The sequence below is a fragment of the Hylemonella gracilis str. Niagara R genome (assembly GCF_000600295.1).
GTDB lineage: Bacteria > Pseudomonadota > Gammaproteobacteria > Burkholderiales > Burkholderiaceae_C > Hylemonella > Hylemonella gracilis_A.
The window spans coordinates 3,470,896-3,487,367 of sequence record NZ_JEMG01000001.1 but is presented as its reverse complement, the minus strand read 5'-3'; the positions used below and the strand labels follow the sequence as shown (position 1 = coordinate 3,487,367).

At 65.9% G+C, this 16,472-nt stretch carries 14 protein-coding genes; 5 read left to right on the top strand and 9 right to left on the bottom strand.

Annotated elements, in window-relative coordinates; all coding sequences use genetic code 11:
• Positions 1 to 10: 10 nt before the first annotated feature.
• From AZ34_RS18125 to acnA, 4 genes are all read left to right on the top strand, one after another.
• Positions 11 to 232 (top strand): cysteine-rich CWC family protein, encoded by a 222-nt coding sequence (locus tag AZ34_RS18125; protein ID WP_081767354.1) that lies wholly within the window; start codon positions 11 to 13, stop codon positions 230 to 232.
• 76 nt (positions 233 to 308) lie between these two features.
• Positions 309 to 665, top strand: a complete 357-nt coding sequence (locus AZ34_RS15835) for a DUF1304 domain-containing protein (protein WP_035609832.1) — start codon at positions 309 to 311, stop codon at positions 663 to 665.
• A gap of 97 nt (positions 666 to 762) precedes the next feature.
• Positions 763 to 2,217 carry a sensor domain-containing diguanylate cyclase gene (locus AZ34_RS15830; protein WP_081767258.1) on the top strand — a complete coding sequence of 485 codons (1,455 nt, stop codon included), beginning with the start codon at positions 763 to 765 and terminating at the stop codon, positions 2,215 to 2,217.
• Positions 2,218 to 2,304: 87 nt separating this feature from the next.
• A complete protein-coding gene (gene acnA, locus AZ34_RS15825; protein WP_035609830.1) occupies positions 2,305 to 5,061 on the top strand; it encodes an aconitate hydratase AcnA in 2,757 nt (918 codons plus the stop codon).
• 96 nt (positions 5,062 to 5,157) lie between these two features.
• On the opposite strand, the gene fusA is transcribed toward acnA, so the two are convergent.
• From fusA to soxR, 3 genes are all read right to left on the bottom strand, one after another.
• Complete coding sequence (fusA, locus tag AZ34_RS15820) at positions 5,158 to 7,266, bottom strand: elongation factor G (RefSeq protein WP_035609828.1); 2,109 nt, start codon at positions 7,264 to 7,266, stop codon at positions 5,158 to 5,160.
• A gap of 233 nt (positions 7,267 to 7,499) precedes the next feature.
• A complete protein-coding gene (locus tag AZ34_RS15815) occupies positions 7,500 to 8,723 on the bottom strand; it encodes a YbfB/YjiJ family MFS transporter (protein WP_035609825.1) in 1,224 nt (407 codons plus the stop codon).
• A 96-nt stretch (positions 8,724 to 8,819) separates the two neighbouring features.
• Entirely contained in the window at positions 8,820 to 9,281 is a 462-nt protein-coding gene (soxR, locus tag AZ34_RS15810) for a redox-sensitive transcriptional activator SoxR (protein WP_035609823.1), read from the bottom strand.
• A gap of 67 nt (positions 9,282 to 9,348) precedes the next feature.
• Here soxR and AZ34_RS15805 point away from each other — a divergent pair, with 67 nt between their 5' ends.
• Positions 9,349 to 9,738: an ester cyclase gene (locus AZ34_RS15805; RefSeq protein ID WP_035609820.1), complete on the top strand. Its 390-nt coding sequence runs from the start codon at positions 9,349 to 9,351 to the stop codon at positions 9,736 to 9,738.
• On the opposite strand, the gene AZ34_RS15800 is transcribed toward AZ34_RS15805, so the two are convergent.
• The 6 genes from AZ34_RS15800 to AZ34_RS15775 all read right to left on the bottom strand — a co-directional run bounded on the left by AZ34_RS15800 (position 9,728) and on the right by AZ34_RS15775 (position 16,428).
• Positions 9,728 to 10,540 (bottom strand): crotonase/enoyl-CoA hydratase family protein, encoded by an 813-nt coding sequence (locus AZ34_RS15800; protein WP_035609817.1) that lies wholly within the window; start codon positions 10,538 to 10,540, stop codon positions 9,728 to 9,730. The genes AZ34_RS15805 and AZ34_RS15800 overlap by 11 nt on opposite strands.
• 345 nt (positions 10,541 to 10,885) lie before the next feature.
• Positions 10,886 to 11,725 carry a pantoate--beta-alanine ligase gene (panC, locus tag AZ34_RS15795; protein WP_035609814.1) on the bottom strand — a complete coding sequence of 280 codons (840 nt, stop codon included), beginning with the start codon at positions 11,723 to 11,725 and terminating at the stop codon, positions 10,886 to 10,888.
• A 115-nt stretch (positions 11,726 to 11,840) separates the two neighbouring features.
• Positions 11,841 to 12,755, bottom strand: coding sequence for a 3-methyl-2-oxobutanoate hydroxymethyltransferase (panB, locus tag AZ34_RS15790; protein WP_035609813.1), 915 nt, complete (start codon positions 12,753 to 12,755; stop codon positions 11,841 to 11,843).
• Between the two features lie 84 nt (positions 12,756 to 12,839).
• The gene (bioB, locus tag AZ34_RS15785; RefSeq protein ID WP_035609811.1) at positions 12,840 to 13,883 is read right to left on the bottom strand and encodes a biotin synthase BioB; all 1,044 of its coding nucleotides are present in this window, start codon (positions 13,881 to 13,883) and stop codon (positions 12,840 to 12,842) included.
• Positions 13,884 to 13,900: 17 nt separating this feature from the next.
• Positions 13,901 to 15,511, bottom strand: coding sequence for an L-aspartate oxidase (gene nadB, locus AZ34_RS15780; protein WP_035609809.1), 1,611 nt, complete (start codon positions 15,509 to 15,511; stop codon positions 13,901 to 13,903).
• Between the two features lie 98 nt (positions 15,512 to 15,609).
• Entirely contained in the window at positions 15,610 to 16,428 is an 819-nt protein-coding gene (locus AZ34_RS15775) for a segregation and condensation protein A (protein ID WP_051510208.1), read from the bottom strand.
• Positions 16,429 to 16,472: the final 44 nt, after the last annotated feature.

Genomic DNA, 16,472 nt, shown 5'->3' with positions numbered 1-16,472 from the left:
GCGTTTTCTCATGACCCCCGCGCCGCAGCCCCTGCCGAACCTCACTTGCCCCTTGTGTGGCGGGGCGAACCAATGCGCGCCCGCTCGGGCAGGCACCTTCGACCTGCCCTGCTGGTGCCGGACCACGCCGGTCAGCGCCGAGGCCCTGGCCCGTGTGCCTGCCGAGCTGCGTGGCCGGGCTTGCCTGTGCCCGCGTTGCGCCACGGCGGGGCCGGGGGCTGCGTCCTCCTGAGCGGAGCGGAGTCGGGTGGCGCCTGTTTCCAGGCATCTGCGCTAGAGTCGGGACCCTTTCACTTTCGGGGTTACCGATGTCCTACCTTGCCGATACCGTGGTCGCGCTGGTCGCGCTGCTGCATGTCTACATCCTTGTGCTCGAAATGTTCCTCTGGGACAAACCGGCCGGGCGCAAGGCGTTCGGGCTGACGCCTGAGTTCGCCCAGTCCACGAAGGTGCTGGCAGCCAACCAGGGGCTGTACAACGGATTCCTGGCTGCAGGCCTGTTCTGGGGCCTGACGCTGGGCCAGGACGGCACGGGCGTGAAGGTCTTCTTCTTGGCTTGCGTCCTGGTGGCCGGTCTGTATGGCGCGGCCACGGCCAGCCGCAAGATCCTGTTCGTTCAAGGCGTACCGGGGGCGCTGGGCTTGATCCTGTTGGCCCTGGCCTGAGTCAGGGCCGGCATTTGCTCAGGTCTACCGGGGCGTGAGCAGACCGGGAAGCGTCGTACACTCAATATGTATCAGATTGTTGCAATCCCTCGCTTCCATGGTTTCCAGCACCGATTTCCAAGGCCTGTTTCAAGCCGCCCCGATTTCCCTTTGGCTGGAAGACCACAGCCGGCTCAAGCAGCTGTTTGAAATCTGGCGTGCCCAGGGCGTGGAAGATTTGCAGGCGCATCTGCGTGCCGATCCGGCACGGTTGAGCGAGTGCATCGACTGCGTGCGGGTGCTCGAGGTCAATCAGCAGACCTTGCTGCTCTTCGGAGCCGAAACCCAGCAACAGTTGATCGATGCCATGGATCGCGTGTTCAGCAAGGACATCGAACACGGCATGGTGCGCGAGTTTCAGATGCTGTGGGACGGGGTGCTGGATTTCAGCAACCAGAGCGTCAACTACACGCTGTCAGGCCAGCGGCTCGATATCTTGCTCCACGTCAGCGTGCTGCCGGGGCACGAGCGCAGCTGGGACCGCGTGATGGTATCCCTGCAGGACATCACCGCGCCCGCGCAGGATTTGCAACGCCTGCGCATGAGCGAACGTTACGCGCGCAGCCTCTTCGAGCTGTCCCCCGTGTCCCTGTGGGTGGAGGATTTCTCGGCCGTGAAGGAATTGATGGACGCCGTGCGTGCCTCGGGCGTCCAGGATTTCCGCACCTTCCTCGATGTCCACCCCGATTTCGTCGGACGCTGCATGGCCAAGATCCGCGTGCTCGACGTGAACCAGCACACGCTGGCCATGTTCGCCGCGCGCGACAAGGAGGAACTGATCAGCCGGCAGGACGATGTGTTCCGCGGCGAGATGCGGGCCTCCTTCGCCGAGCAGTTGATGGACCTTTGGCATGGCAAGCTCCACCAGGTGCGCGAGGTTGTCAACTATGCCTTGGACGGTGAACTGATCAACATTCACATGCAGTTCGCCATCATGCCCGGGCATGAGGCCGACTGGGACCGGGTGCTGGTCTCCCTGGTCGACATCACGGCGCGTCGCAAGGCCGAGGCTTACCTGGAGTACCTGGGCACGCACGATTCCCTCACGCGTCTGCGCAATCGGGCGTATTACAACGAGGAACTCAACCGCATGACCCGGCGCGGCGTCTGGCCGATGAGCATCGTGGCCATGGACCTGAACGGCTTGAAGCAGGTCAACGACAGCCAGGGCCACGCGGCGGGCGACGCGCTGCTGCGGCGCGTGGGCGAGGTGCTGACCAAGGCAGGCGAGGAACTGCCTGGCATCTGCATGGCTCGAACCGGTGGCGACGAGTTCGTGGCCCTGATTCCCGGCGCCGACGAACGCGCGGCGCAGCACCTGATCAGCCGCATCGAGAACATCATGGAACTGAACAACCAGTTCTACCCTGGACAGAAGCTCAGCCTGTCCATGGGCCACGCGACCTGCAAGGCTCCGGCCGAGGTGGAAGCGGCGATCCACCGTGCCGACCAGCAGATGTTCCTTAACAAGAAGGACCACTACGCGGAAAGCGGCCTGGACCGGCGGCTGTAGCCGAAGCGTGATGGCACCGCCGCGGGCAGGGCTGACCCGACACTGCCAAAATAGGCCGCATTCCTTCCTCAACCAGGAGCCGCCGTCATGCCGCACGATTTCGCTTCCACCCTGAAGACTTTTAAGACTGCCACCGGCAAGGTCGGGCAGTTCTACTCGCTGCCCGAACTGGCCCGGCAGTACCCGGCCATCAACCGCCTGCCGATGTCGCTGCGCATCGTGCTGGAGTCGGTGCTGCGCAACTGCGACGGCAAGAAGGTGATGCCCGAGCATGTGGCGCAACTGGCGAGCTGGCGGCCCACCGCGCCGCGCACCGATGAAATCCCCTTCGTGGTGGCGCGCGTGGTGCTGCAGGATTTCACCGGCGTGCCGCTGCTGGCCGACCTGGCCGCCATGCGCAGCGTGGCTCAGCGCCTGGGCAAGGAACCGGGCCGCATCGAACCGCTGGTGCCGGTGGATCTGGTGGTGGACCACTCCATCATGGTGGACCATTACGGCAAGAAGGACTCGCTGGACCTGAACATGCGCCTGGAGTTCCAGCGCAACCGTGAACGCTACGAGTTCATGAAGTGGGGCATGCAGGCCTTCGACACCTTCCGCGTGGTGCCGCCCGGCTTCGGCATCGTGCACCAGGTGAACTTGGAGTACCTGGCCCGCGGCGTGCACCAGATGAAGGGAGGCAGTGCCAAGGACGCACCTGTCTATTACCCCGATTCGCTGGTGGGTACCGACAGCCACACCACCATGATCAACGGCATCGGCGTGGTCGGCTGGGGCGTGGGCGGCATCGAGGCCGAGGCCGCCATGCTGGGCCAGCCGGTGTACCTGTTGACGCCCGATGTGGTGGGCTTTGAGCTGACCGGCCAGTTGCGCGAAGGCGTGACGGCCACCGACATGGTGCTGACCGTCACCGAAATCCTGCGCCAGCACAAGGTGGTGGGCAAGTTCGTCGAGTTCTACGGCGAAGGCACGCGCACGCTGACGGTGCCGGACCGCGCCACCATTGCCAACATGGCGCCCGAGTACGGCGCCACCATGGGTTTTTTCCCGGTGGACGAGCGCACGGTGGACTACTTCACCGGCACCGGTCGCACGGCGACCGAGATCGAGTTCTTCGAGGCCTATTTCAAGGCCCAGGGCCTGTTCGGCGTGCCCGGCAGCGGCCAGATCGATTACTCGCAGACGGTCAAGCTGAATCTGGGCGACGTCACGCCCAGCCTGGCCGGCCCCAAGCGCCCCCAGGACCGCATCGAGCTGGGCAAGGTCAGCAGCCAGTTTTCTTCGCTCTACAGCCTGCCGAACTCCGCCAACGGCTTCAATCGTCCGGCCGAGACGCTGGACACCCGCTATCCGGTCCACACCGGCGGCAAGGAAGTGACGATCGGCAACGGCGACGTGCTGATCGCCGCCATCACCAGCTGCACCAACACCTCCAACCCCAGCGTGCTGCTGGCCGCCGGCCTGCTGGCCAAGAAGGCGGTGGAGGCCGGACTCACGGTCCAGCCACATGTGAAAACCTCCCTGGCGCCCGGCTCGCGCATCGTCACCGAGTACCTGACGGAAGCCGGCCTCTTGCCCTACCTGGAAAAGTTGGGATTCGCGCTGGCCGGTTACGGCTGCACCACCTGCATCGGCAATGCGGGTGACCTGACGCCGGAGTTGAACGAGGTCATCACGAAGCATGAACTGGTGTGCGCGGCCGTGCTGTCGGGCAACCGCAATTTCGAGGCCCGCATCCACCCCAACCTGAAAGCCAACTTCCTCGCCAGCCCGCCGCTGGTGGTGGCCTATGCCATCGCCGGCAATGTCACCCGCGACCTCATGACGCAGCCGGTGGGCCAGGGCAGGGGCAATGACGGGAAGTTGAGGGACGTCTACCTGGGCGACATCTGGCCCAGCAGCGACGAGATCCACACGCTGATGAAGTACGCGATGAAGGGCAAGGCCTTCCGCGACAACTACGCCAAGATCGCCACCGAGCCCGGCAAGCTGTGGGAGAAGGTCGCGGGCGTCTCCGGCCAGACCTATGTCTGGCCCGCCAGCACCTACATCGCCGAGCCGCCGTTCTTCCGCAACTTCACGCTGGAGCAGGGCGCCAGCACGACCGCCTCGGTGACCGGCGCCAGGATCATGGCGCTGTTCGGCGACTCCATCACCACCGACCACATCTCGCCGGCCGGCACCATCAAGGAGAGTTCACCGGCCGGCGTCTGGCTCAAGGCCAACGGCGTGCAGAAGGCCGACTTCAACAGCTACGGTGCGCGCCGTGGTAACCACGACGTGATGATGCGCGGCACCTTCGCCAACGTGCGCATCAAGAACCTGATGCTGCCTGCCGACGCCGAGGGTTCGCGCGAGGAGGGCGGGTTCACGCTGTACCGGGGCGGCACCGGTCCGGTGGTGAAGATGCCGATCTACGATGCGGCCATGCAGTACATGGCCGCCGGCATCCCCACGGTGATCTTCGCTGGCGAGGAGTACGGCACCGGCTCCAGCCGCGACTGGGCCGCCAAGGGCACGCAACTGCTGGGGATCAAGGCCGTGGTGGCGAAGAGCTTCGAGCGCATCCACCGCAGCAACCTGGTGGGCATGGGCATCCTGCCCCTGCAGTTCAAGGGTGCCGACGACTCGTGGCAGACGCTGGGCCTGACCGGCAACGAGACGGTGGACGTGCTGCCCGTGCCGGAACTGACGCCGCAGAGCGATGCCAAGCTGGTCATCACCCGCGCCGACGGCAGCCGCCAGGAACTGACGGTGACGCTGCGCATCGACACCCCCATCGAAGTGGATTACTACCGCAGCGGCGGCATCCTGCCTTTTGTGCTGCGCCAGCTTCTGGCGTGATTCGCGGGCCTGTGTGAGCTTTAAAGAACAAAGGCCCCGGTGATGAACCGGGGCCTTTGTCGCGGCAGGCGGGCTGTCGCGCGAGGCGTTGCGATCTCAGCGGCGCTCGGCCATGACTCGGTCGGTCACCTCGCGCGGTGCCTGCGCGTAGTGCTTGAACTCCATGCTGTAGATGGCCCGGCCCTGGGTCAGCGAACGCAGCGTGGTCGAGTAGCCGAACATTTCGGCCAACGGCACTTCGGCGCGCACCAGCTTGCCGCCACCGCCCGGAATGTCTTCCATGCCCTGCACCATGCCCCGGCGCGATGACAGGTCACCCATCACGTTGCCCGTGTAGTCCTCGGGTGTTTCCACCGCCACGGCCATCATGGGCTCCAGCAGCACGGGTGTGGCGCGGCGCAAGCCTTCGCGCAAGGCCATGCTGCCGGCCATGCGGAATGCGTTCTCGTTGGAGTCCACGTCGTGGTAGGAACCGAAGGTCAGCGTCACCTTGACGTCGACCACCGGGTAACCCGCCAGCACGCCGGCCTTGAGCGCTTCGACCACGCCCTTGTTCACCGCAGGGATGAACTCGCGCGGCACCACGCCCCCTTTGATGGCGTCCACGAACTCGTTGCCCTTGCCCTCAGTCTGCGGTTCCAGCTTGAGCACCACATGCCCGTACTGGCCCTTGCCGCCCGACTGCTTGACGAACTTGCCTTCCACGTCGTCGACGGGCTTGCGGATTGCCTCGCGGTAGGCCACTTGCGGCTTGCCCACGTTGGCGGCCACGCCGAACTCGCGTTGCATGCGGTCCACCAGGATATCCAGGTGCAGCTCGCCCATGCCCGAGATGATGGTCTGGCCGGACTCCTCGTCGGTGCGCACGCGGAAGGACGGGTCCTCCTGCGCCAGGCGCGACAGCGCCAGGCCCATCTTCTCCTGATCAGCCTGGGTCTTGGGCTCCACGGCTTGCGAGATCACGGGCTCGGGGAACACCATGCGTTCGAGCAGCACCACCCGCGCCGGGTCGCTCAGCGTGTCGCCCGTGGTCACGTCCTTCAGGCCCACGGCGGCAGCGATGTCGCCGGCATAGACGGCTTCGATTTCCTGGCGCTTGTTGGCATGCATCTGCACGATGCGGCCTATGCGCTCGCGCTTGCCCTTGACCGGGTTGTAGACCTGCTCGCCCGACTTCACCATGCCCGAGTAGACGCGGAAGAACACCAACTGGCCCACGAAGGGGTCGGTCATGATTTTGAAGGCGAGCGCCGAGAAGGGCTCGTCGTCCGAGGGGTGGCGCTCCACGGTCTTCTCATGGTCGTGCTCGTCGTGGCCCACGATGGCGGGGATGTCCAGCGGCGAGGGCAGGTAGTCGACGACCGCGTCCAGCATGGCCTGCACGCCCTTGTTTTTGAAGGCGCTGCCGGCCAGCATGGGCACGATCTCGCCAGCGATGGTGCGCTGGCGCAGGGCGGCCTTGATCTCCTCCTCGGTCAGGGCCTGGCCGTTGAGGTATTTGTCGAGCAGAGCTTCGCTGGCCTCGGCCGCGGCCTCGACCATCTTCTCGCGCCACTCGTTGGCGGTCGCGGCCAGGTCAGCCGGGATGTCGGCATATGTGAAGCGCACGCCCTGGCTTGCCTCGTCCCAGACGATGGCCTTCATCTTGACCAGGTCGACCACACCCTGGAAGCCGTCCTCGGCACCCACGGGGATCTGGATCGGCACGGCCTTGCCCTTGAGACGCTCGGCAATCTGGCGCTGCACGCGGAAGAAGTCCGCGCCCACGCGGTCCATCTTGTTCACGAAGGCCAGGCGCGGCACCTTGTACTTGTTGGCCTGGCGCCAGACGGTCTCGCTCTGCGGCTGCACGCCGCCCACGGCGTCGTAGACCATCACGGCGCCGTCGAGCACGCGCATGCTGCGCTCGACCTCGATGGTGAAGTCCACGTGGCCGGGCGTGTCGATGATGTTGATGCGGTGTTCCGTGCCCGTGCCGGCCATGCCTTTCCAGAAGGCGGTGGTGGCGGCCGAGGTGATGGTGATGCCGCGTTCCTGTTCCTGCGCCATCCAGTCCATGGTGGCGGCGCCGTCATGCACCTCGCCAAGCTTGTGGTTCACCCCCGTGTAGAACAGGATGCGCTCGGTGGTCGTGGTCTTGCCGGCATCGATGTGGGCGCTGATGCCGATGTTGCGGACGTTCTGGATGGGGGTTTTGCGGGACATGATGAAGGCTCACTGGAAAGAGCCGGCCCGCATGAAAAGAAAGCGGCCGGCCCAGAAATGGGCGAGCCGCGCGCACACGGCTCAGGGGAGGGTGAGGGTGTGTGCGCTTGGGTACATCGGAGTCTCCGCGTAGGGGGTGAGATCGTAGAGCAAATGAGATGGTGGCGCTGGCGCGTTATTCAAGACCCTGTTCCGGGCCTTGCAATCTGGTGCCCTTCCGGTTCTTCAAACGCTCATTGTTGTAAGTGGGCTGAGGCCAGGGGCCGCTGGCACCCCGCCAGCAGCGCCCCCGCCCCCAAAGCCAGCGCCGAGAACACCAGCCCGCGCTGCAGGCCGCCGGTGCCGTCGGCGATCCAGCCGACGATGGTCGGCCCGACGATCTGGCCTGCCGCGAAGACGATGGTGAAGGCGCTGATGCCGGCCGACCAATGCGCGGGCGGCAGGTTGTGGCGCACCATGGCCGTGGTCGACGCCACGGCCGAAAGGAAGCAGGCACCGAACAGGATGCCCGAGGCGAACACGAGCAGCGGCTCGGTCGTCCAGGCCGGCAGCAGCGTGGCCAGGCAGAGCAGCGCGTTCAGGATCGCCAGCGACTGCCCGCCGCGAAATCGATCCAGCATGCGCGCCCAGAGGCGTGAAGAAACGAAGGTCGCCACGCCCAGCAAGGTGAAGAACAGGGTGATGCGTTGCGGCGCCATGCCGGCTTCCTTCAGCAGCGCAATGACGAAGGTCATGTAGCCGATGTAACCCAGGCCGAACATCAGGTAGCCCAGCAGGCCGAACTTCAGGTGGCGCGCCTTGAAACCACCCCCCGCCGAGGCCTGCGCCGCTGGCGTGGGAATCAGCCGCGCTGGCAGTGTCATCAACACGCTGGCCAGCAGCGCCAGCGTGCCCAACAGCAGCCAAGCCCATTGCCAGGGGTGTGGTGCGCCGTGGTGGGCGGCGGCTTGAAGCACGGGCGGGATCAGCAGCGATGCCGCCACGATGCCGAGGCCCGTGCCACCGTAATACAGCCCCAGCAACAAGCCGGCGCGTTGCGCGTGCTGGGCCGCAAGGCGACTCACGAGCAGGCCGCCGGCCACGAAGAGGAGCGCGCTGGTGATGCCCGTGATGACGCGCAAGGCCAGTTGCGTGCTCGTGTCCGTGACAAACCCCGGCACGAAGGTCAGCAGCGCGGTACCGAAGGCACCCGCGACCAACACATGGTGCGCCGGGTGGCGGCGCATCAGCAGTGGCGTCATCAACGCACCCAGCAGGTAACCCAGGGCATTGCCCGTGTTCATGCCGCCCGCGACCAGGTAGGACCAGGCCAGGTCCTCGCGCATCGGCGTCAGCAGCAAGGCGTAGGAAAAGCGTGCCACGCCCAACGCGATGGCCGTGCCCAGGGACAGGGCCAGGGCGGTCAGGATGGGATGGCGCAGGACGAAGTCCGGCGTGTTGGGTTGCGGGGTCTGCATGGGCGTGAGCTTTTCAGGTCAGGGGCGAGCAGGGACATCACGCCCTCTGACCTGCTCCATCCTAGGGCATCGAAAGCAGGGCCGTGCCCGCGACATTCATTCCGTGACGATCCGTCGCGGCCCCGGGCCTTCCTCGGAGAGCGTATCGAGGGGATTGCGCAGCTTGCAGGCGCCCAGGGACAGGCAGCCGCAGCCGATGCAGTCGCCCAGTTGATCGCGCAGCGCCTGGAGGTTGGCGATGCGTGCGTCCAGCTCCGTTTGCCAGCCTTTCGACAGCCGCGCCCAGTCCTGCGCGTTCGGCGTGCGGCCTTCAGGCAGGGAAGCGAGCGCCGCGCCAATCTCCTCCAGGGAAATGCCGATGCGTTGCGCCACCTTGATGACCGCCACACGACGCAGCACGTCGCGCGCATACCGGCGCTGATTGCCCTCGTTGCGTACGCTGTGGATCAGGCCGCGTGCCTCATAGAAGTGCAGGGCCGAGACCGCGACACCCGCGCGTTGCGCCACTTCACCGACGGAGAGGGGGCGGCCGATGTCGGCCGGGTCGAGTTTGGGCATGAAGTCCTTGACATGAAGTTAAGTTGAGGTTTTAACCTGCCATGCCTCACTATTGCAAGGAATGCACATGTCGGACCATCAAGCTGTCATCCGCCAACTGTACAAAGAAGGCTTCAATCAAGGTCGCCTGGAATTGCTGGATCGCCTGTGCGCGCCAGATTTCGTGGCCAGCCCAGGCGACAAGGGCTTGGCCGCGTTTGCGCAAGGTGTGGAAGCCTTACGTGCCGGATTTCCGGATGTGCGTTTCGAGATCGAGGACCTGTTCGGTGCGGGCGACCGGGTGGCCGTGCGCTGGCGCTTCGAGGCGATCCATGCGGGGCCGTTCCAGGGCCATGCCGCCACGGGCCGCCGTGTGACGCAGACCGCCAATGTGATCTACCAGTTCAAGGACGGCAAGATCTGGCGGGCCTGGATCCAGGTCGATCGCCTGGGGCTGTTGCAGCAGATCATTCCTTGAACACTGCGGCCCGCTTCGCCATGTTGGCCGTCATCGCCTCGGTCAAATCCTGGCTCATGAGCATGGCGGCGTTCCAGGTGGCGACGTAGTTCAGGCTGTCGGCCACGCTGTGGTCGCGGGCGTAGCTGATCATCTCCTTGGTGCCGCGGATGGCCAGCGGAGACTTGGCGACGATGGTAGCGGCGATCTCGTGCACGCCAGCGTACAAGGCCTCGCGGCTCTCGAACACGCGGTTCACCAGGCCCATCTGGCGCGCTTCCTCCGCCTCGAATCGGCGGCCGGTGTAGGCCAGTTCGCGGGTGATGCCCTCGCCCACTAACTTGGGCAGGCGCTGCAGCGTGCCCACGTCGGCCGTCATGCCGATGTCGATTTCCTTGATGCTGAAGTAGGCGTCCGCGCTGCAGTAACGCATGTCGGCGCAGGTGACCAGGTCGATGCCGCCGCCAATGCAGCCGCCGTGGATGGCGGCCAGCACCGGCTTGCGGCAGCGCTCCAGGCTGCTCAGCGTGTCCTGCAGGTCCAGGATCAGGCGGCGCAGTGCTTCGCGCGAACGGCCGTCGCAGTCATTGTGGATTTGCGGTGCGATCTCCATCATCATCTGCAGGTCGATGCCCGCGCAGAACAGCTTGCCCTCGCCCTGCAGCACGGCCACGCGCGCCTCGGGCGTGCGGTCCACCCACTCGAAGGCTTGGCAGATGTCCTGCCACATGGTGGCGTTCATGGCGTTGGCCTTGTCCGGGCGGTTCAGGCGCACGGTGGCGATGTGGGCGTCGAGCGAGACGGCGAGGGTTTCAAGCTGCATGGGGTCTCCTGGTGTGCGTTTCTTCTGCTTCTGGGAACATGCATGGCGCGCGAACGCCGGTCTCGGGCCGTCGTCAGTCTGCGGCTGTCGTCAGTCTCGACCTTGGTGGGCTTGTGACTTCGGCATAACAAGCCCTGCGGGCAATTGTTAGCCTGCGACGTGATCGAATCTATTGTGGTTACGACTAACAAGCCTGCGGGAGTTGTTAGTCTTCACTGTGGCGCGGTTGTGTCTACGGCATAACAAGCCCTACGGGCAGTTGTTAGCCTACGACTTATTAAATGCCGTTGTGGCTACGACTAACAAGCCTGCGGCAATTGTTAGTCTTCACCGCAACCTTGAGGTTCACACCTCAAGGTTGTCAATCAAGCGGGTTTTGCCGAGTTTGGCGGCGCCCAGGACGACCAGCTTGTCCGGACCGAAATCTTCGGGTAGTTGCGGAGTCTGCAAGTCGCGGCGGCGGCGCACGGTCAGGTAGTCCGGCTGCCAACCCCGTCCGCTCAGGGTTTGCAGGGCATGCAGCTCGATGGCGGCGGTGTTGTGTTCACCGCGCTGCAGCGCGCTCGCCATGCCTTGCAGGGTGCGCGACAGCTGCACCGCCTCGGCCCGTTCCCCGGGGCTGAGGTAGCCGTTGCGTGAGGACAGGGCCAATCCGTCCTCGGCGCGGCGTGTGGGGCCGGTGACGATCTCGATGGGCAGGGCCATCTGACTGACCATGCGGCGGATCACCATCTGTTGTTGGTAATCCTTGGCGCCGAACACGGCAAAGCGGGGCTGCACGATGTTGAAGAGCTTGTGCACCACGGTGCAAACGCCCGTGAAGAACCCGGGGCGGAACTTGCCCTCCAGGATGTCGGCCAAGGCGGTCGGCGGCTGCACGGTGTAGCCCTGGGCTTCGGGGTACAGCTCTTTTTCGTCCGGCGCGAACACGATGTCGCATCCGACGGTTTCGAGCTTGGCGCAGTCCGCTTCCAGGGTCCGCGGGTAGGTGTTGAAGTCCTCGTGCGGCAGGAATTGCAGCCGATTCACGAAGATGCTAGCCACCGTGACGTCGCCCAGCGGCCGGGCCTGCTCCACCAAGGCCAGATGTCCGTCGTGCAGATTGCCCATGGTGGGTACGAAGGCGGGACGCTCATGCTGACGCAGCGCGGCGCGCAGCGCGGGAATAGAGTGAATGACTTGCATAAGAGTGTCGATCGCCACAGACTAAGCGGGGGGCACCGTGGAACCGGCTTTGCCGGGCCACTGGTGTCGCCCCCTTGAGGGGGAGGCGCCGCAGGCGCTTCGGGGGGGAGTCATGTCACCAGGCGTGTTGTTCGTTGACCGGGAAGCTGCCTTCCTTCACCGCCTTGACGTAGGCCTCCATCGCTCCGCGCACGCTGCCGGCGTCGGCCATGAAGTTGTGGACGAACTTGGGCATCTTGCCCAGGTTCATGCCCAGCATGTCGTGCAGCACCAGCACTTGGCCCGCGCAGTCCACGCCCGCGCCGATGCCGATGGTGGCGCAGCGCGGCAGGGCGGCGGTGATCTCGGCCGACAGGGCCGCGGGTGTCATCTCCAGCACCAGCAGGGCCGCGCCGGCGTCCTGCAGTTCCAGTGCGTGGCGCTTGAGTGTCTCGCCCGCCTCGCCCCGGCCTTGCACGCGGTAGCCGCCCAGCGCGTGCACGGTCTGCGGCGTGAGGCCCAGGTGGGCGCAGACGGGGATGCCTCGCTCGACCAGGAAGCGCGTGGTCTCCGTCGTCCAGCCGCCGCCTTCGAGCTTGACCATGTGGGCCCCGGCCTGCATCAGCACGGTCGCGCTGCGCAGGGCCTGTTCCTTCGACTCATGGTAGGTGCCGAAGGGCAGGTCGCCGATGACCCAGGCCGTGCCCTGCACACGGCGGATGCCGCGTGTCACGCTCTCGACGTGGTAACGCATGGTGTCCAGCGTCACGCCCACGGTGCTCGACAGGCCCTGGCAGACCATGCCCAGCGAATCGCCGATCAGCACGCATTCCACGCCCGCCGCGTCCGCCGTGGCGGCGAAGGTGGCGTCGTAGGCCGTGAGCATGGTGATCTTCTCGCCGCGCGCGTGCATCTCGTGCAGGCGCGGCAGGCTGACCGGTTTGCGGGTGGCGGGCGCGCTGGCGGGTGGCAGGGTGCCGTAGGGGGATGCGCCGCCGGTGGCGGTGGTGGGCGATGCGCCACTGTTGTTCGTCGAGGCTGTGGGGTTCACAGATGTCTCCGGGAAAGGCGTGAGGCGCGAATGTAGCGCAATCGGCGCGCGGGGGTGAGCCCCGTTGCGCGCGCCGGGTTTTCCTCAGGTCTTGCCCAGGGGGTGCTGCGCCGCGCGCATGCCCAGGCGTTGCAGCAGCTGCAGGTCGGCATCGGTGTCCGGGTTGCCGGTGACCAGCAGCTTGTCGCCGTAGAAGATGGAGTTGGCGCCCGCCAGGAAGCACAGGGCCTGGATGCCGTCGCCCATCTGCTGGCGGCCGGCCGACAGGCGCACGCGCGCCCGGGGCATGGTGATGCGGGCCACGGCGATGGTGCGCACGAATTCAAAGGGGTCCAACGGGGCCTGGTCGGCCAGGGGCGTGCCTTCGACGCGCACGAGGTTGTTGATCGGCACGGATTCGGGGTAAGGGTCCAGGTTGGCCAGCTCGGCGATCAGCCCGGCGCGGTGCCGCACGGTTTCGCCCATGCCCACGATGCCGCCCGAGCAGATCTTGACGCCGGCCTGCCGCACGCGGGCCAAGGTGTCCAGGCGATCCTGGTAGTCGCGCGTGCTGATGATGTCGCCGTAGAAATCGGGCGCGGTGTCCAGGTTGTGGTTGTAGTAGTCCAGACCGGCGTCGCGCAGCTGCTCGGCGTGGCCCTCGTCCAGCATGCCCAGGGTAGCGCAGGTCTCCAGGCCCAGGTCTTTGACGCCACGCACCAACTCAGCGATTTTTTCCACGTCGCGGTCCTTGGGCGCGCGCCAGGCCGCGCCCATGCAGAAGCGTGTCGCGCCCGCGTCCTTGGCGCGTTGCGCCGCGAACAGCACCTCCTGCAGTTCCATCAGCTTGCTGGCCTTCACGCCGGTTTCATACGAAGCCGATTGCGGGCAATAACCACAGTCCTCGGGACAGCCGCCGGTCTTGACCGAGAGCAGGGTGGCGTACTCGACCTGGGTCGGGTCGAAGTGTTCGCGGTGCACGGTCTGGGCGCGGTGCAGCAGTTCGGGAAACGGCAGATTGAACAGGGCTTCGATGGCGTCCACGCTCCAGCGTTCGGCCCTGGGATGCGCTGGCGCCTGAGCTTTCGGCTTGTGCAGGGTGATGGTCTGCGTGACCACCGCGTGTTCGGTCGTGGACGGGGCGTTCATGGAGGTGTCTCGGGGAATCAGGAGGTAGGTGTGAGGAAGGTCGGCTTGGCCTCGGGCAGCAAGTTCGGGTAGTCGCGGCTGTAGTGCAGCCCCCGGCTTTCATGGCGAGCTTGCGCGCTGCGCACGATCAGTTCGGCCACCTGCACCAGGTTGCGCAGTTCGAGCAGGTCGCGTGTGACATGGAAACTGGAATAGAACTCCTGGATTTCCGAGTGCAGCAGGTCGATTCGATGCGCGGCGCGTTCCAGCCGCTTGTTGGTGCGCACGATGCCCACGTAGTCCCACATGAAGCGGCGCAGCTCGTCCCAGTTGTGCGAGATCACCACCGACTCGTCGGCGTCCGTGACGCGGCTGTCGTCCCAGGCGGGCAGGGCAGGCGGTGGCGGAGCCGTGTCGCCGCGGATCGCGTCGGCTGCGGCGCGCGCGTAGACCATGCATTCCACCAGCGAGTTGCTGGCCAGGCGGTTGGCGCCGTGCAGGCCGGTGTAGGCCGTCTCGCCGATGGCGTAGAGGCCGTGCAGGTCGGTGCGGCCGCCCAGGTCGGTCACCACGCCGCCGCAGGTGAAGTGCGCGGCGGGCACGACAGGAATCCAGTCCTTCGCGATGTCGATGCCCAATTCCAGGCAACGGGCGTAGATGTTGGGGAAGTGCTCCTGCAGAAAGGCCTTGGGCTTGTGCGTGATGTCCAGGTAGACGCAGTCCACGCCGTGCTTCTTCATCTCGTAGTCGATGGAGCGCGCCACGATGTCGCGCGTGGCCAGCTCAGCGCGCGCGTCATGCTCAAGCATGAAACGCTTGCCGCCGAAACCATCGCCGACGTCGGGCGGCAGGCGCAGCAACGCGCCTTCGCCGCGCACGGCCTCGCTGATCAGGAAGCTCTTGGCGTGCGGGTGGTAGAGGCAGGTCGGGTGGAACTGGATGAACTCCATGTTCCCCACGCGGCACCCCGCGCGCCAGGCGGCCGCGATGCCGTCGCCGGTGGAGGTGTCCGGGTTGGTGGTGTAGAGGTAGACCTTGCCCGCGCCGCCGGTGGCCAGGATGGTGTGCGGCGCGGCGAAGCTCTCGACGGTGTCCGTCGCCTCGTTCAGCGCGTACAGGCCCAGGCAGCGATTCGTATCCTTGTCGCCACCGAGTTTCGCGCTGGTGATCAGGTCGACCAGCACATGGTGTTCGAACAGCGTGATGTTGGGCTGCATGCGCACCTTGGTGCGCAGCGTGGCCTGCACGGCCGCGCCGGTGGCGTCGGTGACGTGGACGATGCGCCGCTCGCTGTGGCCGCCTTCGCGGGTGAGGTGCAGGTGGCCGTCCTCGCGGGAGAAGGGCACGCCCAGTTCCTGCAGCCAATGGATGTTTTCCGCTGCATGCTCGACCACGAAGCGCGTGGCCTCAGGGTCGCACAGGCCCGCGCCGGCGACCAGGGTGTCGTCCACATGCTGCTCCAGCGTGTCGCCTTCACCCAGCACGGCGGCGATGCCGCCTTGCGCCCAGCCGCTGGAACCGTCGCTGAGGTCGCGTTTGGTGATGACGGCCACGCGGTGCGTGGGCGCCAGATGCAGGGCGGCGGACAGGCCCGCCAGGCCGCTGCCCACGATGAGGACGTCGAAGGAATGGTGCGCGGGAGGGGTCACGGGCGGCTCGCGAGGAGGGATCGAGAGAAGTTCTGGCGCGGCGCAGGCCGGGCTGCGAGGGAATGAGGGCCGACTATAGACGAGGCCGACGCAGGCCCTCAGGTGGGCGTGTAGCTCAGGCGCACGTAGATGGGGGCGTAGGCTTCGGCCTGGGTGATCTCGATCAGGCTTTCCTTGGCCAGTTCCAGCAAGGCGATGAAAGTCACCACCAGCACGGGCACGCCTTGCGTGGGGTTGAAGAGCTTTTCAAACTCGACGAACTTGCGGCCCTGCAGGGCCTTGAGCACGATGCTCATGTGCTCGCGCACCGACAGTTCCTCGCGCGTGATCTTGTGGTGCTGGACCAGCTTGGCACGTTTGAGGATGTCCGCCCAGGCGCCTTGCAGATCCACGATGTGCACGTCGGGGAAACGCGGCTGCATCGACTGCTCGATGTAGACCTGCGCCTTGAGGAAGTCGCGGCCGTAATGCGGCAGTTCTCCCAGGCGCGCGGCGGCCAGCTTGATCTGCTCGTACTCGAGCAGGCGGCGCACCAGCTCGGCACGCGGGTCCTCGGCCTCCTCGCCTTCGGCCGCCTTCTTGGGCGGCAGCAGCATGCGCGACTTGATCTCGATCAGCATGGCCGCCATCAGCAGGTACTCGGCCGCCAGTTCCAGATTGCGGTCACGGACCTGGTCCACATAGGTCAGGTACTGGCGCGTGACCGCCGCCATCGGGATGTCGAGGATGTTGAAGTTCTGCTTGCGGATCAGGTAGAGCAGCAGGTCCAGCGGGCCTTCGAAGGCTTCGAGGAAAACCTCCAGCGCGTCTGGCGGGATGTAGAGATCCTGCGGGAGCTGGAACAGCGGTTCGCCGTAGAGACGGGCCACCGCGACATGGTCCACCACCTCCGGCATGCCCGATTCGTTCGCCAGCATGTCGCCGCCGTCCTCCAGGGCGTCGGAGGCGCGGGTGTGCGCTT

Excerpts from the sequence above, each read along its gene's own strand:
- AZ34_RS18125 (WP_081767354.1), top strand. The coding sequence starts at position 11 with ATGACCCCCGCGCCGCAGCCCCTGCCGAACCTCACTTGCCCCTTGTGT.
- AZ34_RS15835 (WP_035609832.1), top strand. The coding sequence starts at position 309 with ATGTCCTACCTTGCCGATACCGTGGTCGCGCTGGTCGCGCTGCTGCAT.
- AZ34_RS15830 (WP_081767258.1), top strand. The coding sequence starts at position 763 with ATGGTTTCCAGCACCGATTTCCAAGGCCTGTTTCAAGCCGCCCCGATT.
- acnA (WP_035609830.1), top strand. The coding sequence starts at position 2,305 with ATGCCGCACGATTTCGCTTCCACCCTGAAGACTTTTAAGACTGCCACC.
- fusA (WP_035609828.1), bottom strand. The coding sequence starts at position 7,266 with ATGTCCCGCAAAACCCCCATCCAGAACGTCCGCAACATCGGCATCAGC.
- AZ34_RS15815 (WP_035609825.1), bottom strand. The coding sequence starts at position 8,723 with ATGCAGACCCCGCAACCCAACACGCCGGACTTCGTCCTGCGCCATCCC.
- soxR (WP_035609823.1), bottom strand. The coding sequence starts at position 9,281 with ATGCCCAAACTCGACCCGGCCGACATCGGCCGCCCCCTCTCCGTCGGT.
- AZ34_RS15805 (WP_035609820.1), top strand. The coding sequence starts at position 9,349 with ATGTCGGACCATCAAGCTGTCATCCGCCAACTGTACAAAGAAGGCTTC.
- AZ34_RS15800 (WP_035609817.1), bottom strand. The coding sequence starts at position 10,540 with ATGCAGCTTGAAACCCTCGCCGTCTCGCTCGACGCCCACATCGCCACC.
- panC (WP_035609814.1), bottom strand. The coding sequence starts at position 11,725 with ATGCAAGTCATTCACTCTATTCCCGCGCTGCGCGCCGCGCTGCGTCAG.
- bioB (WP_035609811.1), bottom strand. The coding sequence starts at position 13,883 with ATGAACGCCCCGTCCACGACCGAACACGCGGTGGTCACGCAGACCATC.
- AZ34_RS15775 (WP_051510208.1), bottom strand. The coding sequence starts at position 16,428 with ATGCTGGCGAACGAATCGGGCATGCCGGAGGTGGTGGACCATGTCGCG.